The sequence below is a fragment of the Neptunomonas antarctica genome (assembly GCF_001305295.1).
GTDB lineage: Bacteria > Pseudomonadota > Gammaproteobacteria > Pseudomonadales > Balneatricaceae > Neptunomonas > Neptunomonas antarctica.
The window spans coordinates 772,874-795,934 of the sequence record NZ_LJSI01000053.1 but is presented as its reverse complement, the minus strand read 5'-3'; the positions used below and the strand labels follow the sequence as shown (position 1 = coordinate 795,934).

The window sequence follows — 23,061 nt, the reverse complement described above, 5'->3', positions numbered from 1 at the left end:
TTATCTGACGCGCTTACGCCTGAATTCAAATAAATAGCTTACATATAATGTAACATTGCAAGAATCAAGCCGATTTCAGTCATAACGATAATCTTCAGGTATTATCATATCTCGCTCACTAAGCTGCTTAGGCATATCCGACTGTTTTTCTTTATACCGCTTAAGCTGAAAAACATAAGCCAGCACTTGTGCCACCGCTTTATACAAAGCAGTCGGAACCTCTTGATCAATTTCGGTACTATTATACAGCGCCCGCGCAAGCGGAGGCGTCGACAAAATAGGCACCCCATGCTCTTCTGCTATCTCACGGATTTTAAGTGCCACAAAGTCTGCACCCTTGGCCACAACAATCGGAGCATCGCGGTCACCAGATATATATTTCAATGCAACCGCATAGTGAGTCGGATTAGTGATCACTACATCAGCCTGCGGCACGTCTGTCATCATCTGCCGCTGTGAAATTTCACGCTGCATTTGACGAATTCGACCCTTCACTTCAGGCTTACCTTCTGTGTTTTTCATTTCGTCCTTAACTTCCTGCAACGTCATCTTTAGTTTTTCAGAATAGTCGTAGAGCTGAAAAGGCACGTCAACGAGGGATATCAAAATCAAACTGGAACTAATGACTAAAAAAGACCAACCAACCAGTTCAGCAGCATGACTAATAGCTACATTTACCGCCTGGCCGCCCAACGCAAAAAGCTCGGGCGTCATAACCATTAATACAGTAATGGCAAAAGAGGTAACCAGCATAAATTTAGCAAAAGCCTTAGCCAACTCTACCAACGCCTTAACGGAGAACATTCGCTTAAGACCCGCCCCGGGGTTCAGGCGACTCATTTTTGGCGCCATAGCCTGCGCACTGAAATTCAACCCACCTAATGCCATAGGTGCAATTAGTGCAGCTAACGTCACTATCACCATAAAACCGATGACCGCCCAAATAACTTCCTGAACTGAGGCTCCTAAATGAATCAACATCAATCGGCTATCTAACATATCTTCGCGGCGTAACTCAAAATTTCCAGCCATCATCGCCGCTATACGGTGAGCAGCACTGGTACCAAAAAGCAGCATGGCACCGCCAGCCGCTAATAATAACGCCGTTGCATTGAGTTCTTTTGAACGTGGAATATCGCCTTTTTCACGCGCCTCCCGTAAACGTTTGGGCGTGGGATCTTCAGTTTTTTCCTGACCTGTTTCTTCAGCCATGCGGAACCTCAATCAAGCGACTGATCACACCCAGCGCATGATCAGCAATCAAATTAAACTGCCCCAAAAATCCCGTTAAACTAATCCAGGTAATCAACAACCCCATGACCATCGTAAATGGAAATCCGATGGAAAAAATATTTAGCTGAGGCGCGGCCTTAGTCATAATACCAAAAGATAAATTAATCACTAAAAGCGACGTCACTGCGGGCAATGCCATTAACAAAGCACCGCTAAACATCCAGGTGCCTGCCAACGCTATATCCATGAACTTTACGGCCGAAAAATTGATCATCGTTACCGGAATAATATCAAAACTTTGAGTAATAACATTCAGCATAACCAAATGACCATCCATCGCCAAAAACATCAGCATTGTAAGCATGAGATAAAACTGCCCCAACACTACAACAGAAACACCATTGACAGGATCCGTCATCGATGCAAATCCCAAGCCCATCTGATTGGCAATCAACTGCCCCCCCACGGCGAAAATCTGAAACATAATATGCAAACAAAAACCCAACGCGGCGCCTATTAAAATTTGCTGTGCTATTAAGATATAGGTAGAAAGCGACAGTCCATCCATCACAGGGGGCGTTGGAAGCACCGGCACTAATATCGCCGTCATCATTAACGCCAAGCCCAACCGAATACGTGTTGGTACCAACTGAGTACCAAACATAGGCATAGCCATCAGGAAAGAGGCGATACGAAAGAGAGGAAAAAGAAAAGCAGTCACCCATTGCTCAATCTCTAAAAGACTGATGTCCAGCATGGCTTACCCAATCATGGCAGGAATAGCTTCGAAAATCTTATGGAACTGATCAGAAAGCTTAGTGACCATCCAAGGCCCCATCAGCATAACAATCAATAAGATCACAATTAAACGCGGTAAAAAACTCAATGTTTGTTCATTGATTTGCGTCGCTGCCTGAAAGATTGCGATCAACAACCCCACCAATAAACTCGGCACAACAATGACCAGCACCAGCGTAATAACAAGCCACAAAGCTTCGCCGAAAACGTCAAGTATCAGTTGGGGTTCCACGTAAGCCTCCTAGATTCCAAAACTGGCAGCCAGAGTACCTATAATCATAGCCCAACCATCAACCAGAACAAACAGCATAATTTTAAAAGGTAACGATATAATCACAGGCGATAACATCATCATCCCCATGGCCATGAGCACACTGGCCACCACTAAATCAATTACCAAAAATGGAATAAATAACATGAATCCAATTTGGAAGGCTGTCTTTAATTCACTGGTAACAAAAGCGGGGACTAACACGGTAAACGGTACCTGCTCAGCAGACTCAACAGGGGCTGATTTAGAGATACGAAGAAACAGATTAAGATCATTTTCTCGTGTCTGGTGAATCATAAAACGGTGAAAAGGCTCTCCCGCTGCTTTAAGTGCCCCCAACGTGTCCAGCTCTTCGTTAAGGTAAGGCTGCACCGCGGCCTGATTTACCTCCTCAATTACCGGCGTCATAATGAAAAACGTTAAGAATAACGCCAACCCCACCATCACTTGATTCGAAGGTGTTTGCTGCAATCCCAACGCCTGACGCAAGATAGCAAAGACAATAATAATACGCGTAAAGGAAGTCATCATCATGAGCATAGCTGGCAGAAAAGTCAGCATAGTCATCAACGCAAGAACCTGAATGGTCACGCTATAACTTGTACCACCCGCCGCTGTTGTAGTGACATTAAACGCCGGTATACCAACATCCGCCGCCAACACCACGCCAGGGAATAAGGCAATAACAATCAATAAAACCAGCCTCATTCCACGCTTCCTTCATCTCTAGGTGTATCGATGCTTTTATCGATGCTCTGTTGTAACTGTTTAGCGAAATCTTTTTTTGAAGCAGGAGTAATGATTCGCTCAGAAAACGATTCAAGCAACGATACATGCCCTGCAGCGACACCCAGAAGCAGCTGCCTGTCACCTATTTCAATCAATACAGCTCGCTCCCGAGTCCCCAAGGATAACGATGAAATAACTTTCATTTTCTGGTGCGACTGTTGTAAATTTGACACCCGACGTAATACCCATGCAAGACCAAGAATAACAACAACAACTAATCCCAACCCTAAAAGCATTTGCATTACAGCGTTTGACGTCAATACATCCTGACTAACAGAAGGCGCTGATGGTTCTGCCGCACTCAACATAGAAACGGGTAAAAAAAACAACACCCAGACAAGACTATAACGAATCAAATGAAAACTACTCATCAGCGTAGATGCTTAATACGCTCTTGCGGACTAATAACATCAGTAAGCCTTATTCCATAACGATCATTGACTACCACAACTTCTCCGTGGGCGATTAACGTGCCGTTAATCATCACATCTAACGGCTCTCCCGCAACCCGGTCCAGCTCAACAACCGATCCTTGGCTCAATTGCAGCAAATTTCTGATAGAAATATCTGTATTTCCGACCTCCATCGAGAGAGTTACCGGAATATCAAGGATCACATCTAATTTAGGATCTACAATCGGTTTAGATTCGTCCAGAAGCTCATCGAAATTAACTGAGGTTGCCGCCTCTCCCGTTTGCTCCTCTAACGCTGACGCCCACTCATCGGCCATCGCCTGCTGATCATCAACCATTTCATTATTTTCTTCATTACTCATACAGATAGCTCATACAGATAATTCATACAGATAGCTTAAGCATTACTCATGCTTAGCAATTTTATTAACGATCTTGACGGCAAGATTGCCACGCGACGTACCCATCTTACAATTAAAAATAGGCACAGCATTGGCTTTCAAGGTTAAGTGCTCAGGGATTTCTATAGGAATGATATCACCTGGCATAAATGCCATCACATCCCGAAGTGTCAATTCACGTTTCGCAACACACACATTAATTTTCATAGGTGCCAGAATAATGTCACGTCTTAGTGCTTTAACCCAGCGGTCATCTTTTTCGTTTTCAGATCGCTGAAAGCCAGATACTAACAGATCCCGTATCGGCTCAAGCATTGAATAAGGCATTGTGATGTGAAACTCACCCGTACCGCCTTCCAAGTCCACCTGAAAAGTACTCACAACCACGACTTCTGAAGGGCTAACCGCATTGGCCATAGCCGGATTCATTTCGTGACCAAAGCGCTCAAAGTTTAATGCCATCACAGGCTTCCATGCCTCTTTAAGATCAATAAAACACAGATCCAACACTTTATAAACCAAACGAGTTTCTGTCGGCGTAAAGTCGCGCCCCTCGATTTTCGCATGCCGCCCATCGCCGCCGAAGAAATTATCTACCAGCTTAAAGACTAACTTGGCATCCATAATAAACAAGGCAGTGCCCCGCAAAGGAGGAACTTTAACTAAGTTCATACTGGTTGGAACGTACAGTGTATTAATATAGTCACCGTACTTCATGACCTGTACGCCACCGACAGTCACGTCCGTTGTTTTTCTTAATAAGCTGAACAAGCTATTGCGAGTATAACGCGCGAAGCGTTCATTAATCATTTCAAGCGTCGGCATCCGTCCACGAACAATACGCTCATGGCTTGCCAAATCATAAGTACGGACAGTACCTGGCTCAAAATCCTCTGCCTCTTCAACAGTGTCGACATCACCGTCATCTACACCATGTAGCAGTGCGTCAATTTCTTCCTGAGATAAAAGATCTTTAACCGACATTAATGTTCAGTCTCCCGACTCTACTGCATCACAAAATCAGTGAATAAAATTTTCTCAATGCCAGGTTTGCCCATCTTTTCCTGTAAAAAGTCCTGAACCAACTGAGTAGCATCTTGGCGCAGTTTTTGTTTAGCCTGAATCGTTTGAAGATCATCAAAAGATTGCATGCTAAACAGTTGATTCAAACGCGACACAACTAAAGGCATGTGAAGCGTCAGCGCATCAACTACATCCTGATCTCTGCTTTTAGCTTCGACAAACGCCCGAAGGTAATGCCGCTTTCCATCAGCAGATTTCAAAGTAGCAACAAACGAAGGTTTTCCTTCCAATGTACGCACTTTAGAATAAATAGCCTCTTTTCGCACCGGCTCAGCTACAGCATCAGGCTCGTCCGAGCCGCTACCTAATAAAAAATAGACAGCAGCCGCACTCAATATTGCAACAATTATGACGCCTAAAGCGATAAATATTATAAGCTTCTTTTTAGATTTACCACCTTCAGTAGCCTCTGCAGCTACACTCTCGTCGGCCATCGCACACCCCTACTGATACTACCCAGTAACAAATTATTTGGAACAGATTGCGCAATATACCATATAGATAGAACGACTATCGCTTATGCATAATAATCTACCAAAGATAATCCAACACTGGCTTTTTGCTGCGATTCAACAACGGGGTCTACAGGTGCGCCATATGACTTATTGGCAAACGACTCCCGCTGTCGCTGATCTTGCCCTGAAGATTGATCATCAACTGAAGACTCGCCCAGATTAAGCCCCTGTTCGGCTAACATTTCCCGTAACCTCGGCATACTTTGCTCTACTGCATCCCTGACATTCGCGTGTGCAGATGAAAATGTCACGCTAACCTGATCTTGAAAAATATGAAGCTTAACCTGCAACGATCCTAATTCAGGAGGATCTAGCTGGATTGTTGCTGTCTGAACCTGCTGATTTGCAGCCCACATGACGCGTTCCGACATTGCTTGCTGCCAGCCAGGATGCACCGGCGTCATGCCTGTAGGCATTTGCATTTGCACCACAGACGCAGGCCTTGCCAATGTAGGCTGATGCGTTGACCCTAGCAGGTATAAATCGTTCGAGCGATCTCTAACGACGGAAGAATCAACAGCATCTCCAGATACAACGCTACCCGGCAGCCCTGCGCTTTCAAATAAAGCAGCTCCGGCCTTGGACCCCAACACCACATCACGAAATGGTGCGGGCGGCGGCGTACCTGAACTGTCTGTACGTGGCAATATTATTGGAGATATCTCAACAGAGCCTGACACGCCTTGCCGAGGCGCCAAAAACGTAGAATCATTAACTTTCCTAACAACTTCAGCGCCCTCTGCTGCATCATCAGCAACGGCAGTTGAGCGCGACTCTGGCATTACAGGCTTACTAATTGCACGCTCCAACCCTGTGCCAGCGACAAAATCAACGTCTGCCGAAACAGAGCGACCAACACCTGGCGACAGCATTTGAGTCGGCGTGAGAGCCTGCTCATGAGACGGTGCAATCTGAGCGACTTCCAGTGAGCCTGCTTGATCACTTCGTTCTACTTGTCGCGTCTCTGCATTCCGCACTGCGGTCTGCGCTGCCTGAGCGGTTTGAGCAGTTTCTGCATTCCGCACTGCGGTCTGCGCGGTCTGAGCGGTCTGAGCGGTCTGAGCGGTCTGAGCGGTCTGAGCGGTTTGAGCGGTTTGAGCGGTCTGAGCGGTCTGCGCTGTCTGCGCTGTCTGCGCTGTCTGCGCTGTCTGCGCTGTCTGAGCGGTCTGAGCGGTCTGAGCGGTCTGAGCTGTCTGAGCTGTCTGAGCTGTCTGAGCTGTTTGAGCTGTTTGAGCTGTTTGAGCTGTTTGAGCTGTTTGAGCGGTCTGCACGGTCTGCGCGGTCGGAACTGCCTGAACGGTCGGAGCTGCCTGAACGGTCTGCGCCGTCTGCGCCAGAGCAACCACAGCGGGTGCTTCTGAACCTACCAGCAGATCAACATCAATATCGGTGTCGCTCACACCCTGCACTGCAGATTGAACGGCCGCAGATACCGGCTCGCTGACAACCTCAAGTACACTCCCAAGCGGCAAACTATCATCCCGCAGAGTGTTAACAGCCGGCAACAAATTGGCCAAAGAAGGCAAAACCTGGCCTTCCTGAGGCAACTCCATTCCCGCAGCATCAGTATGAGAAGAAACACGTACAGGCACAGGGACCGATATGGCTTTCCCCTCCCAACCCGTTTCTTTCAGCAATGCGCTGAATTCAGCAGACGGAACAGGCGACAGTGAAGCGCCAGTCATCAACGCGCCGTTAGATGTAGATGAATTTTTCAATCCAGCCGGTTGAAGCAGTACATTGAGTTGCGTGAGCTGAGAAGCCATTTAGTATTCCACCATAAACGCTTGATATGAGTCCCAATATGGATAGAGCAGCAAAAACAAGGCCAACTAACAAACTAATACGAACTAGATAGAATTTTCTATAAGAGCTTTCTATAAAAACTATATGCGAAATGTTGAATGCAGAACCCATAGATAAGGAATGCAGATCATAAATGCTGGCACAAAATTCAAATACAACAGTTAGACTTAAACCCCAGGGGCGATACTTAAAGATACGTTATACGGCTCAACTGAGAGCGTTCATCCAACTCCTTCTGAAGCACTTTATCCACCGCTTTAACCTCATCATCTAATGCTTTAACTACCAGAGAATCTATCGCTTTATATTTACCATGCATTTGCGCCCAATACTGTTTCACTTGCGCTAACTGTTTTTCATTCATTAGCATGGATTTTTTATGCTGCTCAATTGCTACTGAGATTTTATTCATAAACCCCTGATAATTAAGCATTCGGTCAATAGATAAACCTTGCGCACTGTCCTGACGATATCCCTGCTGATATTCCGCCAAATAAAGCTCTAGCTGAACTAACTGTTGTTTATCATTTTCCACTCTTTGAATTTGTTCAGCAAGGAAACGCTCAGCCTCTTTCTTCCGCTTTTCCGCCAAATCCAAAACCACTTTTAAACGACCTGATCGCTTTTTAATACTCATCGAACCGGCTCACTTGGCTGCAAAGCCATTGCCATCATTTTAAGGCTTTCTTCCACACTAAAAGCATCCGTCAACCCTTGCTGTAAAAACTGATTCATCGTCGGCATTCTTTCTATGGCAAAGTCGGTACCCGCATCACTCCCCCGTACATAGGCGCCAACAGAGATCAAATCCGCATTTTGCTGATATTTAGAATATAGCTGCTTAAAGCGCATCGCCGTAGCCAAATGCTTCTGGTCAACAATCTGCGGCATAGCACGACTGATAGAGGCTTCAACATCAATGGCCGGATAATGTCCCTGTTCAGCTAATTGCCGGGAAAGTACGATATGCCCATCTAAAATTGCACGAGCAGCATCCGCAATGGGATCCTGCTGATCATCACCTTCTGTCAGCACTGTATAAAAAGCGGTAATCGAGCCACGACCTGTTGCATCATTACCGGCACGTTCTACCAGTTTAGGCAGCTTTGCAAAGACAGAAGGAGGATAACCCTTAGTCGCAGGCGGCTCACCTATTGCCAGAGCAATCTCGCGTTGCGCCTGCGCATAGCGGGTTAAGGAGTCCATTAAAAGTAAAACATTTTTCCCTTCTGCACGAAAATACTCAGCAATGCGCGTTGTTAATTGAGAGGCACGCAACCTCATCAAAGGAGAATCATCTGCTGGCGATGCGACAACAACTGAGCGGGCCAAACCTTCAGCACCCAGGTTATGATCGATAAATTCTTTAACCTCACGGCCACGCTCACCAATCAAACCTACGACAGTGATATCCGCTTCCGTGGCTCGGGTCATCATCCCCAGCAATACAGACTTACCCACACCACTACCTGCGAACAACCCCAACCGCTGCCCCTTGCCTACGGTTAACAGCGCATTGATAGCCTTAATACCTACATTCAGGGTATTGGTAATCGGAAAACGCAATAGAGGGTTAATAACCTCACCCGCAAGCGTCGTCGACTGCTGGCAATTTAACGGCCCTTTCCCGTCCAGCGGTTCACCTACCCCATTTAACACTCTACCCAATAATTCAAAACCAACAGGAACATTGCGGCTAGCGCCTAGTGGAATAACTTTCGCGCCGGCAGATAATCCCTCAACCGCATGCAAAGGCATTAAATAGATACGGTCACCTGAAAAACCCACCACCTCTGCTTCAATTTCATTATTTGAAGATAAGATAATCAGGCAGTTATCACCTACTGCCACCTGCAAACCGACAGCTTCAATAGTAAGGCCTATTAAGCGCGTAATTCGACCTTCGATACGGGGTGACGGCTCTGCTAAAGGCGTATTTAACAGCCCATTAATGGTCTTAGACAGATCAAACGGACTCATCACCGTTCTCTCTATTCAGGGAAGCTTTAGCGGAGTACTTTTGCCCCTCAAGCCGATCTTTGACTTCTTTTATTACCGCAGAGAAACGAGACTCCATACAATAATCAACGACACTCGTGTCGGTAGAAATAATACAACCCCCGGGAGCCATCTTAGCATCTCCAATTAACTTCCAACGCTCCTGATGTCGCTCAGCCAATGACGCTAACGCACTGACATCATCAGGATTCACCGTAATAACTAATTCACCGGATTGCTTTGGAAGCACCGCAATAGCATCGGCAACGGACGCCTGAACGATATCCTTGCACTCAGCCCCCTGATGCCTGATAACTGCTTGCGCAATATGAATAGAAAGCTCGGTCACCAACTCGGCAAGCTGATCATGCTGAGAAGACAAAGGTTCATCCAGCTTGAGCAGTATCTCTTCAAACTTTAAAACCTGCCTATCAATATCAGCCTTTCCCCGTTCAATACCTTCTGTATAGCCACGCAGATCACCCGCTGCATGGCCTGACTCACGCCCTTCTTCTTTACCCGACTCAAAACCTTCCTGATAAGCACTATCACGGATCGCCTCAAGCTCAGAAAGCGTTATCTTTTCTGCAGCCATCTCTTCATCGACGACGGTTATATGGACAGGCTCAGGCACTTTGGTCTGAATACCAATCGTATGCCTGCCATTTACCTCCGGGAGCAACCAGCCACCCACGGGCTTAAGCAGCTCAGAAGAATCGAAACGCATAGGTAATTTTTCTATCGATTTCATACAAATAACCTAAACCATTTCTTCACCGCCACCACCCAGCATGATTTCACCGTCATCCGCCAGACGACGAGCAACCGTCAGAATTTCTTTTTGAGCTTCTTCAACTTCACTCACACGAACAGGCCCTTTAGCTTCAAGGTCGTCTCTCAACAACTCAGCCGCACGTTTAGACATGTTTCTAAATATTTTTTCTTGCAGTGCCGTATCCGCCCCTTTTAAAGCAACGATCAACACATCAGTAGAAACTTCCCGCAAAATAACCTGAATACCCCGGTCATCGACATCAATCAAATTATCAAACACGAACATCAGATCCTGAATTTGTGTTGCTAATCCTTCATCCGCTTCACGAATACCTTCCATTAATTCAGCCTCTATAGCACTATCAATGAAGTTCATAATATTTGAAGCCTGCTTAATCCCACCCAATGTCCTGGACTGTCCGGTACGCGAAGTACTAAACTGACCTTCCAACATATCATTCAATTCCTGAAGCGCCTGAGGCTGAATACGATCAAGAGCAGCGACACGCATAATAATATCCAGCCGAACTTTGTCATCAAAAAACGCCAGCACATTAGCCGCCTGATCAGGATCGAGATAAGACGCAATAACAGCCTGTATCTGCGGATGCTCGAAGCGAATGGTTTCAGCTATCTGGCGCGGCTCCATCCAGCGCATCGTATCAAGGCCGGAGGTATTAGTACTCATCAGAATTCGATCGAGAAGAGTTTTTGCCTTTTCTTCACCTAACGCCTGATTCAGCATCGTCCGAATGTAACGGTCATTATTGATACCGATACCCGTTTGATCACTGACCAGATGCATAAAATCGGACACTACGCCTTCAACGCGCGACTGCGGTATATTATCCAATTGGCTCATCGCTTCACCAATTAACTGTACTTGCTTAGGCCCTAAGTGCTTAAGCACTTCTGCAGCATCGTCCTCACCCAAACTAATTAACAGTATGGCTGCTTTTTCAATATCCGTCTGATCCTTATCACCGCTCATCCTGCCCAACCCATTGCTTTACAGCCTGAGCAACACGTGCAGGATCCTCTGCAATCATGCTACGCACCGCATTTAGTTGATATTCAAAGCTTTCATTTGGCGTTGGCAGCAGACTATCGCTGCGCCCACCAAATGTCACTTTATCGTCAGCTACCACTCCACCATCCAAACCCTCAAGCTCAGCGGCCACATTACCCGTAATTTCATCGCTAGTGGCGGCAACCTCACCTCCCGTAACAGTGAGGCTCTTTAAAACAGGCCGCAAAATACCGAATACCATGATTAATACGAATAAAATAGCCCCTGCCTGCTTAGCAATATCCCAGACCCAAGCTTCTTTCCAAATAGGTATATCTTCCTGCACAAACGGTTGTTCGACAACAAAAGGAGAATTGATTACATTAACGCTATCTCCTCTGACAGCAGTATAGCCAACAGTATCCTGAACCAGGATCCGTAATCGTTGTAACTCATTTTCAGCCCAAGGCGTTTTAACAGAAGCACCTGTATCCGCGGTTATGGTCACTAAATCATCAACCACAACCGCAACACTTAATCGTATTATTCGCCCACTCTGATGCTTGGTATAAGAAATCGAGCGATCTAATTCAAAATTTCTGGTCGCTTGTTTACGCGAACTACCAGGAGTAGCCCCGTTTTGAACACCTCCCGCAGCAGAAGTCGCTACTTCCGGCACAGAACTAGGCCCCGGCGGCTGATTTGACAATGCGCCTGGCACACCTTGAGAACCAACAGCGCCAACCCGGTCTTCAACAACGGTCTGCTCGCTTCTAAGAGAGGGAAGATCGGGGTTAAAAAGCTCATCTGTCTGCTCGACAGACGTAAAATCAATTTCGGCAGACACCTCTGCTCTGAAACGCCCCTGACCAACAACGGGCAACAAAATACTATTCACTCTATTCAACAAAGTTTCTTCGACTTTACGCGCATATTCAAACTGCTTAGCCGCCAAAACAACATCTTGATCCTCATCGCGGGCGTTCAGTAAATGCCCGCGCTGATCAACAACGGTTACATCTTTAACATCGAGCATAGGCACAGACGACGCAACCAAGTTGGCAATAGCCGCGACCTGACTACGCTCCATTTTTCGCCCGGCAAATAACTCAAGAAAAACAGAAGCACTGGTCTTCCTCTGATCCCTGACAAACACAGTATCCTTGGGTATGGCTAAATGTATGCGAGCACTCCTTACTGCGACCATGCTCGCTATTGTCCTGGCCAACTCACCCTCAAGGCCACGGCGGTATCGCGCACTCTCCATGAACTGACTGACACCCAGACCCTGGTCTTTATCCATCAATTCAAATCCGATGGTTTTATCTGCTGAAAAACCTTCAGCGGCAAGTTTAAGTCGCGCCTGATTGACATACTCTTCAGGAACGAGCACCGCATGACCATCACCTTTCAATTTGTAAGGGATATTATAAAGCCGCAACTGCTCAATCACCTGATTAGCATCGACAAATTCAAGATTAGAAAAAAGAACTCGGTAATCAGGCGTTTTGGACCACAAGACCACAGAAAAACCGATAGCAATACTAGCCGCCAGACCAATCATAAGACCAAACTGGCGCAGAATTGTCAGCTTATTAAAGCCCGACATAAGCCCGCCGCCACTGCTTTGCAGGTTTATAGTATTATTATCCATTGAACAGCATGGTCAAATCTTCTTTCATTATTAAATTGGCATTTTCATAACGTCTTCATACGCGGTCACAAGCCTGTTACGCACCTGAGTCATTGCCTGGAAGGATACGCTGGCTTTTTGTAATTGTATCATTACTTGCGTTAACTCAACCCGCGGGTCGCCTTGCTCAAAAGCGGTAGCCATACGACTCGCTTCCATCTGAGTATCATTAACCTTATCGATCGCATTCTTCAGCAACTCTCCAAAACCTTCATTTTCTACCGGCCGAGTCATATCTGCCAGTAAAGGTGACGGTTTTCCGGCATTACTTACGCCCTGCTGAGCATCCGCTTTTAGCGCACGCATCTGCATCAAAACACTATTTATATCTGTACGTTCAATCATCATACATCTCAACGCGACAACTTATTGACATTATATGGAATCATTATCTTTAAACAAGCGTATCAACAACTGATAGCGTCATAAATATGGCACTTATTTAGAAATACTGAGTTATGTTTTATAATGCAAAAAACGAGCCATCAGCTCGTTTTTAGTTATCATTGATCAGACAATCATCTTATCCCAGCTCAGGAGGATCTCCGTATTTAAGTCGCACATACATCAAGGCGACCGTAATTGCATCGCCTAATGCGGTATGCCTTTCCAGCATAGGAATATCCAGCTTCCTGGAAATAGTATCGAAGCGTAAATCTACATTCCCTCCTACCATGCGCCATTTAATAATATCGTGATACACATGTGATAATTCAATAGCTTTACAAGGCAAGCCAAATCCAAATTTAGGACGTATAAATTTATCTAACATCCGAATATCATAACTCACGTAATACCCTAAAATAGGCCGGTTACCTACAAAAGCCAATACTTGCTCAAGCGCATCATCCAACTCAATACCATCAACCAGATCAGCCGCACGTATTTTGTGAATCTTAATAGAATCACCTGTCAGCGTTTTAGGCGGCTTTAGTTTGATATCCAGTCTTTCACTGGTCAGAACTTTTTTTCCTCTAACCTTAACTGCACCAATAGAAATAATATCTGCATTTTTCACATCCAATCCAGTGGTTTCACAATCCAGTGACACCACCTCATCACCTTCATAGGGCTGAAACAAATAAGCATAAGGACCTGATTTATGCTCCATTTTCTCTTTCATTCTTCTTATTGTTCTTGGGATAATCATTAATCAACGGCTCCCTAAGTGATAATGCAACTCCAAATGCTTCTTAAACCCTTTCACTATATGAAAAGCATCTCTCAATAAATCTCTGTCCATTTTATTCATGGATTGTAAGTCAAGGGTATTAGGCGTTAGGTCTACACCCGCCTCCTGCTCTTCAGCACGCTTAATCTGCTGCCGCAATCTCAACTGAATAAACAATCCCAGCGCTTCAGACAAATCCCTCGCGTGCTTTTCTTGCATCTTACCCATCTCAACTAATGCTTCAAGACGCTTAAAAGTATTGGTGGCCAATATCCGGTTTTCAAGCGCCAATGTTCTTACGCCATGCACTATAGGAAAAATTCCGCCTTTTTTGACATCCAACTGACCACGCTCTTTCAAATTCCCAAAAAAGGTCAACGGTGTATTGAACTCCAAGGCAACTTTTGCAAAATTTGAGAAAAACGCGTCGTTATTTTTTAAATATTTAAAAAACCAATTACGAGAAGCCTTAAATAATGCCGGATTTCCAGCAACAGGCTTTGCATCAACAGCAATGGCTAAGTTCATCTGATCAGCCTCAGTCCAACTAACAGACCAGTCAGACATTTTCTGGGTCCAATCTCCCAGCGAATTCACCCATTCAGGGTTTGAAACCATAATATTTCCCGGGCACCTAGGATAGCCGAACTCCATTAAATGCTCGCTGAAGCGATTCATCACTTCCTGCATTTCATCCCAAACAAGCCCGTCTCGATAGATGATTGCATTATCCTGATCAGTTTTCATTATCTGCTCACCCCGTCCTTCTGAGCCCATAACAATCAAACATACATGAGGCTGCATATCAGCAGGGACTATTAAATCAAACAGCTTAGCCATAACCCGGCTATTCATCGCCGCTAAAAGATCCATGGCAAAACGAGCCTTTACACCTTGTGAAACTAAAGACTTAATTAAATCATTAAGACCCTGAGCCGCCATATGTAAATCGTCCAGCGTTCTCGCTCTTTCTATTCGCAAGCCAATAACATGAGAGTGGCTTGAAAAGAAACTCAACACATCAGTCAAATCAACAATACCCACCAACTCATCATTATCCATAACAACAACACGTTCGATTTGCTGTTGCGTCATGATAATTAATGCATTGAAAAGATAATCATCAGGATGAACGCTGATTAAACGGTAGGTCGCAATTGTCGCTACGCAGGTACTTATGGGTAATTCATTAATAACGACAGCATTTAATATATCCGTACCGGTAACCATCCCATATCGGGAGCCTTTTTTAACCAATACACAGTCAACTTTTTTCTCACGCATCAACGCGGTGGCATCTTTAATACTGGTTGGCTCACTCACTATTATCGGATCGCGCATCACGCCTTCACTAACGCGCGCCAGCATAAACTCAGCCATGTCCTGGGACGCGCCATACTGCTCTGCAATTTCGGTTTTTGCTGTAAGATTTTGCTGAAAATAATCAGCAAACAAAGAGTTACCAGAGACTAATTCGAGTACTGTTTTTATCGGTATTATGTGGCAGATAGTCTCCTCTTCAGCAATAAAGTTATGGATCGCCTTTCCTTTTATTGCGGACCATGCACCAAAATAATCTTCATTTTCATACTGAACAAATACGTGTTCATGGCCGCCTTTATTGTCACGCGTTTCACTCTCTGAAACCTTACCCTTAAGGACAACATGAACCCCTTCTGGCACGGATCCCGATTCCATAATTACTTCACCTTTCTGAAAATATCCTATATCCAGATTCTGACGTAATAAGGCTTGCTCCTTTTTAGTTAGCAAACTGAAAGGCAAGTTATCCATATTAAAAGATGAAGGCATATCTACTCTCCTGTCTTAATAAAAAAGGCGCATCAACCTTCGCTGATGCGCCTTCAATAATGCTGAGTTTATTTCGACATCTAGTCCGAAACTATCTCAATTCTTAGTGAGCGTGAGCTTCACCAGCACCACGTGGAATACGCAGATCAGCAACAATACGCTGCATCTCTTCTGATGGTGGAGGCGTGAACTTAGCTACTACAATAGCAACCACAAAGTGCAGTACCAGACCAACAGCACCAAAACCACCCGGGCTAATACCCATGAAGTAGTCAGCAGGATCACCACCGCCAAACACGAAGTACCACATGTAGCCGACAGTAGACAACAGACCTACCAGCATACCGGCAATCGCGCCCTGAGTGTTCATGCGTGTGTAGAAGATACCCAGCATCAGTGTTGGGAATACCGAAGCACTCGCAATACCAAATGCCAACGCAACTACCTGCGCCACAAACCCTGGAGGATTAATACCGAAGTAACCTGCAATCAAGATAGCAACAACCGCCGCCATACGAGCGTACATCAACTCCTGCTTATCAGTGATATTCGGACTAATCACTGTTTTCATCAAGTCATGCGCAATCGCGGTAGAGATAACCAACAACAGACCTGCTGCTGTCGATAGAGCCGCAGCAACAGCACCGGCCGCTACCAATGCAATAACCCAAGCCGGAAGCTGAGCAATTTCAGGGTTAGCAAGTACCATGATGTCACGGTCAACATAAACTTCGTTCGCAAAAGGCTGTTTAGTCGCATCAAACTCAGCGCCTACCAATGCGTTAGTAGCCAGACGTTGCCCCATCTCACCACGTGGATCTGCTCCGTCATCAAAAGCAGGTTTACCGCCTTTGCTGTCAAAAGCACTACCTGCAGCATACTGAATTTTTCCGTCACCGTTACGGTCATTCCATGCTAACAAACCAGCATTTTCCCAGTTCTTAAACCAGTCAGGAATGGCAGCATATTCAGTACCGGCGTTATCAGGACCATTCAATGTCTGAATCAGATTTACACGGCCAAAACCAGCAACACCAGGAATAGCAGTGTAAAGCAGCGCGATGAAAATCAACGCATAACCTGCAGACGTACGTGCATCTTTAACACGCGGAACCGTGAAGAAACGCACGATTACATGTGGCAGACCCGCAGTACCGCACATCAGCGCGACGGTCAGACAGAAGATATCAATCGTACTTTTCGTACCGGTGGTATATTGCGCAAAACCAAGGTCCATAGACAGCTGATCCAGAGTAGCCAAAACTGACTGTCCTGTTTCAAGCGTAGCACCTAAACCGATCTGAGGAAGGATATGACCTGTTACCTGAGCAGACAAGAAGAATGCTGGTACAGTAAATGCCAGAATCAGTACACAGTACTGAGCTACCTGAGTATAGGTAATACCTTTCATGCCACCCAATACGGCATAAAAGAATACAATCGCCATACCTAAGATAACACCTGTATTAATATCTACATGCAGATAACGGGAGAATACGATCCCAACACCACGCATCTGACCTGCCACATACGTGAAGGAGATGATGATGGTACACGCAACACCGATAATACGAGCAGTGTTCGATTCATAACGGTCACCCACAAAGTCAGGCACTGTAAACTTACCAAACTTACGCAGGTAAGGTGCCAGCAACATAGCCAACAGCACGTAACCACCGGTCCAACCCATCAGATATGCAGAACCATCACGACCTATAAAGGAGATCAGACCCGCCAGGGAGATAAAAGATGCAGCAGACATCCAATCGGCAGCTGTCGCCATACCGTTAGCAATTGGGTGTACACCACCGCCCGCAACATAAAACTCTTTTGTTGAGCCAGCACGGGCCCAGACTGCAATACCTATGTAAAGGAGGAAGGATCCACCAATAAACAGGTACGATAACATATCAACACTCATATTAACGCCGCCCTAAATTTAGTTAAATTATTATTATTCTTGAACGTCATATTTTGCATCTAGCTTGTTCATACTGGCTACATAAGCCCAGATCAAGACGACGAAGACGAAAATTGAACCTTGCTGACCAAACCAGAAGCCCAATGGAAAACCGAAAAAGTCGATTTTATCAAGCGCATCAACAAACAAAATGCCACAGCCGTAGGAAACTACGAACCAGATGGCAAGGTAAAACATTATTATGCGCAAGTTTTCGCCCCAATAGGCTTTTGCGCTCTCACTACTGATTGACATGGCACTATCCTTAATTTTTTTTTATCGGATTAAGTGAAAGAAGTAGACCGAGTGAATTTATCAGAGAGTCAGCCCAAAAAAATCCCCGACTTTAGTCGGTAGACATTGTAGACAACTATCAAAAACTACGCTGCAGACTGCATGGCTCTTCACTTGTAACATAATCTTTGAAAACCCTTTAACATACAACAGGCTATACAAAGGTATAACTGAAGTATTAGGATCATAGTGGGTTTAGGTTACACTTAGGTTCACACATTTAATTCCAAGGGTATGTCGACATGCTGTCAGGCTGGTCCATAATTCTGATTTCACTCCTGTATGTTAGCCTGCTATTCGGCATCGCCTATTATGGGGACAAAACAACCAGTGGAAAGTCCTACGCAAACAATCCGATTATTTATTCGTTATCCCTGGCCGTGTATTGCTCCTCATGGACCTTTTATGGGTCGGTCGGTCGGGCTTCATACTCGGGCTGGGAGTTCTTAGCCACCTATCTGGGGCCTGTTTTCGTTTTCGTGTTTGGCTGGCGCATTATAGAAAAAATGATGCTTATCAGTAAGCAACAAAACATTACTACTATTTCCGATTTTATCTCATCACGCTACGGCAAAAGTCAGGCACTGGCTGTGCTTGTTACGATCATCGCAGTACTTGGCACCATCCCTTATATCGCCATGCAATTAAAAGCCGTTGCGCTGAGTTATAACGCTCTCGCACCCGGCACTACAGAAGCACTTAGCAAAGGTAGCGATACTGCGCTTTTTGTGGCTATTTTAATGGCCATTTTTGCCATTCTTTTTGGTACCCGACATATTGATGCAACCGAACATCATGAAGGTATTGTGCTTGCCGTTGCTTTTGAGTCAATTATCAAGCTCACCGCCTTTATAGCTGTAGGTATTTTTATATCCGGACACATTTTTGACGGTCTTTACGATACGTTATACCACGTCAGTCAACAGCTCCAATCCGACTCAAAATATACACATTTCCTTGAAGGCAGTTTTGTAACTGAGATTATACTAGCAGCCTGTGCCATCTTCTGCCTGCCTCGACAATTCCATGTCACTATTGTAGAAAATTCCGACATTAAAAACTTACGCATAGCACGCTGGTTATTTCCGTTCTACATGATTCTTCTCAGTATTTTTGTGCTTCCGATAGCCACAGCAGGTAATTTTTATTTCCAGGGACAATCTATTGATCCTGACTCTTTTGTTCTCATGCTGCCCTTCGAATTAGGCAACAAAAAACTCGCAACTTTTGCCTTTATAGGCGGGCTCTCTGCCGCCACCAGCATGGTAATTGTCGCAAGCATCACGCTATCTACCATGGTCTGCAACGACATCGTAATGCCCCTGCTATTCAGAATATCCCGACTTCAGTTGGCGCAAAGTAATGATCTTGGCACACTATTATTAAAAGTCAGACGCTTAACCATTATCGCTTTGCTTATCATGGCTTATTTTTACTACCGGATTTTAGGAGATCAAGGCCCCCTCTCATCCTTTGGCCTGCTCGCTTTTGTCGCCGTAGCGCAATTTATGCCGACCATCATAGGCGGCATTTTCTGGAAGAAAGGTTCTCGCCAAGGCGCGCTAACCGGTATGGCAGCAGGACTTTTACTGTGGATTTATACCCTTGTCATACCAACACTGACCGATGCCGGTATCATTTCTCCACATTTTTTAGAAAATGGATTATTTGATTACCACCTATTAACACCTACCGCGCTGTTTAGTTTTAGTAATCTGGACCCCCTCACACATGGGGTTTTGTGGAGCCTATTAGTCAATAGCGCCCTCTACATTGTAATTTCGCACTATACATCACAACGATTATCCGAGCGTATTCAGGCCAGTGCTTTTGTCGATGTTTATAACAACGACCCGACAACCCCCTCTCGCCAGCATGGAACTGTAACCGTAGGCGATTTGCAAATGCTTACTGAGCGTTTTCTGGGATTAAGCCGAACCCAGCACGCCTTCACTGGATACGCACTCCAGCGCAACGAAGATCCACCCCAATCGGGAGAAAAAGCTACATCAGAACTAAATAACTTCACGGAACGTTTACTCGCCGGCGTAATTGGCGCGTCCTCTGCGCGCATCGTACTGGCGTCAACGCTACGCGGAAAAGACATGCAGATCGGCGATGTCGTCTCTATCGTTGATGAGGCATCTCAGGCACTGCGTTTTAATCGGTCTCTTTTACAATCTACCATAGAGAATATTGGGTTAGGCATCAGCGTTAGCGACCAACAATTACGACTGGTTGCGTGGAACCGCCCTTACATTCAAATGTTCAACTATCCGGAAGGCCTCATCTGTGTAGGGCGCTCTATCGAAGAAATATTCCGCTATAACGCACTGAAAGGCGAATATGGTCCTGGAAATATTGAAGAGCAGATCAGCCGGCGTCTGGATAGCATTAAATCGGGTGAGCCTCATCGATATGAACGCTATCGACCTGATGGATCAGTCCTTGAAGTGCGCGATAATCCAACACCCAATGGCGGCTACGTTAATACTTATATGGACATTACTCAACACAAGCGTGTTGAAGAAGCCCTGCGTGAAAGCGAACAGAACATCCGGATTTATACCGATAACGTACCGGTGCTTATCGCATACCTTGATACAGAAAGCCGCTACCTTTTTGCCAATAAAGCCTATGCTGATGCCTTTGGACTTGAACGAGACAAAATCGTAGGTATGGCTGCTTACAAAGTTCTGAGTGACACTATATATGCACAACGCTATGACTTCATTCAGCAAGCACTAAACGGTAAACGCCAAAAATTTGAAACAGACCTACCCTCACAAAACGGCGCCAAACGCTTTGCAGAAGTCACATATATTCCGCATATCGGAGAATATGGCGATGTATTAGGGTACTTTACGTTGTATCAGGATATTACCGAGCGACGTGAAGCAGAAATCGCACTGCAAATCACCAACGAAACACTAGAACAACGCGTTAAGGAACGAACTCACGCATTGTCCGTCGTCAACAAAGAGCTCCGCAAAGAAAATACTATACGCGCTCTGATGGAAGACGAACTACGTCAGGCAAAAAGTGATGCTGAAGCGGCTAACTTAGGTAAAACCCGCTTTTTGGCAGCCGCCAGCCATGATCTCTTGCAGCCACTGAATGCAGCACGACTCTTTACCTCCGCGCTCGCCCAACAAAGCCACTATTCGCCCAGTACAACGCAATTAGTGGATAATCTGGACGGATCTCTTAAAGCAGCCGAAGAACTCATCACAACGATTCTAGACATCTCTAAATTGGACGCTGGCGCACTTGAACCGGTCATTACACACTTCTCTATAGACACATTATTTAGCAACCTTTGTGCTGAATTTACCGCACTTACCCAAGAAAAAACGTTAACGTTTCATTTTGTTCACTGCCACCAAATCATCGCTTCCGATCAAAAACTATTACGGCGTATTCTACAAAATTTTCTATCTAATGCTGTGCGCTACACCCAAGACGGTAAAGTACTGCTAGGATGTCGGCGTGATGGAAAAAACCTGCGTATTGAAGTCTGGGATACCGGTGTTGGCATCCCAGAAGAAAAGCTGCATGAAGTTTTTGAAGAATTTAAACGCATCAACAATCCGAAACATTCAAAGGTACAAGGACTAGGACTCGGGTTGGCTATTACAGATCGTATCGCCAGAATGTTAAAGCATAAAATAAGGGTACGTTCATGGCCAGGATCAGGTACCGTTTTCAGCGTTCTTGTGCCATTAGGCGATCCTGCCAAAGAAGTACATTCAAAACCGGAACAACGTGGCTGGATCAGGAGCAAAGCGTTAAATGGAACCATTGCTCTGATTATCGATAATGAACCAAAAATTCTGGAAGGTATGTCCGCCTTGCTACAAGGCTGGGGTTGCGAAACATATACAGCAATATCGATAGAAACCGCCATCGCCTTATACCCAGAAAACGCACCACAACCAGATATAGTGCTGGCTGACTACCATTTAAATGAATCCGATACAGGGCTCATGGCACTGTCAGCACTCTATCAGACATGGGAAAAAGAGATCCCCGCTCTCATCATAACGGCCGACCGCACCGATGAAGTAAAAAATAAGATAGAGCAATCCGGCGCACAACTACTGACCAAACCTATCAAACCCGCAGCCTTGCGTGCCATGATCAATAAACTTATTGCGGCCAGCAAAATAGCATAAAAAAGCACCCTACAAGGGTGCTTTTAAAACGTCTCAGCGCATCACAAAGACATCTTTGAGAAATTCTATTTATTCCATATTTGTGCGTGCAGGATCAACACTCAAACGTTGAGCCGCTATTACAGCCTGAGTACGACTGTGGACACGCAACTTACGTAAAATAGCTGTAACGTGTGCCTTAATAGTGGCTTCAGATACATTTAATTCATAAGCAATCTGCTTGTTCAGCAAACCTTCGGTTAGCATCGTCAGCACTCTAAACTGCTGAGGCGTCAGTGATACCAGAGCGGCAGCAAACTTGCGCTCTTCTTCGCTTACATCTACGGTACCATTTTCTGTAATATCCCGCGGCAGCCACTCTTCACCTTTTAATACAGCAACTATGGCTTCAGAAATGGTTTCAAGCGATGCAGATTTAGGAATAAAACCTGAAGCGCCATAATCAATTGCTCGCCTCATAACACTCACTTCTTCACTACCTGAAACAACAATCACAGGAATACCAGGGTTCTGTCCACGCAAAAAGACCAAACCAGTAAAGCCGTGCGTTCCCGGCATATGAAGATCCAATAAGACCAAATCAGCATCGCTATGCTGAACAACGGCTTCCTGAACAGCAGCCAGAGAGTCGGCCTCTACAATTTCAACACCTTGAATCGCCTGACTTACTGCCTGACGCAATGCTGCACGAAACAATGGATGGTCATCTGCAATAATGATTTTACTGGCTAGCTGCATATTTAATCCTCTGGACGAAGACACGCCCACATCTCTACTATTCATTCTTTAATTATCAGAATAATAACACCTCTAAACCTAAAACTCCCTCTACAGACCCGCTGAAGAAGGAGTTTTAAACAATTTAA

21 protein-coding genes are annotated in these 23,061 nt (G+C 45.3%); 1 reads left to right on the top strand and 20 read right to left on the bottom strand.

The window, feature by feature from the left end; all coding sequences use genetic code 11:
• Window positions 1-75: 75 nt before the first annotated feature.
• The 19 genes from flhB to Nant_RS18320 form a co-directional block, all read right to left on the bottom strand.
• Entirely contained in the window at window positions 76-1,212 is a 1,137-nt protein-coding gene (flhB, locus tag Nant_RS18410) for a flagellar biosynthesis protein FlhB (protein ID WP_054343080.1), read from the bottom strand.
• Window positions 1,205-1,990: a flagellar biosynthetic protein FliR gene (gene fliR, locus Nant_RS18405; protein WP_054343079.1), complete on the bottom strand. Its 786-nt coding sequence runs from the start codon at window positions 1,988-1,990 to the stop codon at window positions 1,205-1,207. The genes flhB and fliR overlap by 8 nt, the downstream gene beginning before the upstream one ends.
• Before the next feature lie 3 nt (window positions 1,991-1,993).
• Entirely contained in the window at window positions 1,994-2,263 is a 270-nt protein-coding gene (gene fliQ / locus Nant_RS18400; RefSeq protein WP_054343078.1) for a flagellar biosynthesis protein FliQ, read from the bottom strand.
• Between the two features lie 9 nt (window positions 2,264-2,272).
• A complete protein-coding gene (gene fliP / locus Nant_RS18395) occupies window positions 2,273-3,010 on the bottom strand; it encodes a flagellar type III secretion system pore protein FliP (protein ID WP_054343077.1) in 738 nt (245 codons plus the stop codon).
• Complete coding sequence (gene fliO, locus Nant_RS18390) at window positions 3,007-3,462, bottom strand: flagellar biosynthetic protein FliO (RefSeq protein WP_054343076.1); 456 nt, start codon at window positions 3,460-3,462, stop codon at window positions 3,007-3,009. Before fliO ends, fliP begins: the two co-directional genes overlap by 4 nt.
• On the bottom strand, window positions 3,462-3,866 hold the full coding sequence (gene fliN / locus Nant_RS18385) for a flagellar motor switch protein FliN (RefSeq protein WP_179078901.1): 405 nt from the start codon (window positions 3,864-3,866) through the stop codon (window positions 3,462-3,464). The genes fliO and fliN overlap by 1 nt, the downstream gene beginning before the upstream one ends.
• Window positions 3,867-3,908: 42 nt before the next feature.
• Entirely contained in the window at window positions 3,909-4,889 is a 981-nt protein-coding gene (fliM, locus tag Nant_RS18380; protein WP_054343075.1) for a flagellar motor switch protein FliM, read from the bottom strand.
• Between the two features lie 20 nt (window positions 4,890-4,909).
• On the bottom strand, window positions 4,910-5,422 hold the full coding sequence (locus Nant_RS18375) for a flagellar basal body-associated FliL family protein (RefSeq protein ID WP_054343074.1): 513 nt from the start codon (window positions 5,420-5,422) through the stop codon (window positions 4,910-4,912).
• Between the two features lie 83 nt (window positions 5,423-5,505).
• Window positions 5,506-7,269: a flagellar hook-length control protein FliK gene (locus Nant_RS21475; protein WP_054343073.1), complete on the bottom strand. Its 1,764-nt coding sequence runs from the start codon at window positions 7,267-7,269 to the stop codon at window positions 5,506-5,508.
• Between the two features lie 227 nt (window positions 7,270-7,496).
• The gene (gene fliJ / locus Nant_RS18365; protein ID WP_054343072.1) at window positions 7,497-7,946 is read right to left on the bottom strand and encodes a flagellar export protein FliJ; all 450 of its coding nucleotides are present in this window, start codon (window positions 7,944-7,946) and stop codon (window positions 7,497-7,499) included.
• A complete protein-coding gene (gene fliI / locus Nant_RS18360) occupies window positions 7,943-9,289 on the bottom strand; it encodes a flagellar protein export ATPase FliI (protein ID WP_054343071.1) in 1,347 nt (448 codons plus the stop codon). Before fliI ends, fliJ begins: the two co-directional genes overlap by 4 nt.
• On the bottom strand, window positions 9,276-10,058 hold the full coding sequence (locus Nant_RS18355; RefSeq protein ID WP_054343070.1) for a flagellar assembly protein FliH: 783 nt from the start codon (window positions 10,056-10,058) through the stop codon (window positions 9,276-9,278). Before Nant_RS18355 ends, fliI begins: the two co-directional genes overlap by 14 nt.
• A gap of 9 nt (window positions 10,059-10,067) precedes the next feature.
• Window positions 10,068-11,072 (bottom strand): flagellar motor switch protein FliG, encoded by a 1,005-nt coding sequence (fliG, locus tag Nant_RS18350; RefSeq protein WP_054343069.1) that lies wholly within the window; start codon window positions 11,070-11,072, stop codon window positions 10,068-10,070.
• Window positions 11,062-12,744, bottom strand: a complete 1,683-nt coding sequence (fliF, locus tag Nant_RS18345; RefSeq protein ID WP_054343068.1) for a flagellar basal-body MS-ring/collar protein FliF — start codon at window positions 12,742-12,744, stop codon at window positions 11,062-11,064. Before fliF ends, fliG begins: the two co-directional genes overlap by 11 nt.
• Window positions 12,745-12,774: 30 nt before the next feature.
• Window positions 12,775-13,128 carry a flagellar hook-basal body complex protein FliE gene (fliE, locus tag Nant_RS18340; protein WP_179078912.1) on the bottom strand — a complete coding sequence of 118 codons (354 nt, stop codon included), beginning with the start codon at window positions 13,126-13,128 and terminating at the stop codon, window positions 12,775-12,777.
• A 178-nt stretch (window positions 13,129-13,306) separates the two neighbouring features.
• Complete coding sequence (locus Nant_RS18335; protein WP_054343066.1) at window positions 13,307-13,933, bottom strand: 3'-5' exonuclease; 627 nt, start codon at window positions 13,931-13,933, stop codon at window positions 13,307-13,309.
• A gap of 3 nt (window positions 13,934-13,936) precedes the next feature.
• Complete coding sequence (locus Nant_RS18330) at window positions 13,937-15,766, bottom strand: DUF294 nucleotidyltransferase-like domain-containing protein (protein WP_054343065.1); 1,830 nt, start codon at window positions 15,764-15,766, stop codon at window positions 13,937-13,939.
• Between the two features lie 103 nt (window positions 15,767-15,869).
• Window positions 15,870-17,687 (bottom strand): sodium:solute symporter family protein, encoded by a 1,818-nt coding sequence (locus tag Nant_RS18325; protein WP_054343064.1) that lies wholly within the window; start codon window positions 17,685-17,687, stop codon window positions 15,870-15,872.
• A 33-nt stretch (window positions 17,688-17,720) separates the two neighbouring features.
• Window positions 17,721-17,981, bottom strand: a complete 261-nt coding sequence (locus Nant_RS18320) for a DUF4212 domain-containing protein (protein WP_054343063.1) — start codon at window positions 17,979-17,981, stop codon at window positions 17,721-17,723.
• 281 nt (window positions 17,982-18,262) lie between these two features.
• Between Nant_RS18320 and Nant_RS18315 the strand changes: the two genes are divergently transcribed.
• Complete coding sequence (locus Nant_RS18315) at window positions 18,263-22,195, top strand: hybrid sensor histidine kinase/response regulator (protein ID WP_054343062.1); 3,933 nt, start codon at window positions 18,263-18,265, stop codon at window positions 22,193-22,195.
• Between the two features lie 69 nt (window positions 22,196-22,264).
• On the opposite strand, the gene Nant_RS18310 is transcribed toward Nant_RS18315, so the two are convergent.
• Window positions 22,265-22,933 carry a response regulator transcription factor gene (locus Nant_RS18310; RefSeq protein WP_054343061.1) on the bottom strand — a complete coding sequence of 223 codons (669 nt, stop codon included), beginning with the start codon at window positions 22,931-22,933 and terminating at the stop codon, window positions 22,265-22,267.
• Window positions 22,934-23,061: the final 128 nt, after the last annotated feature.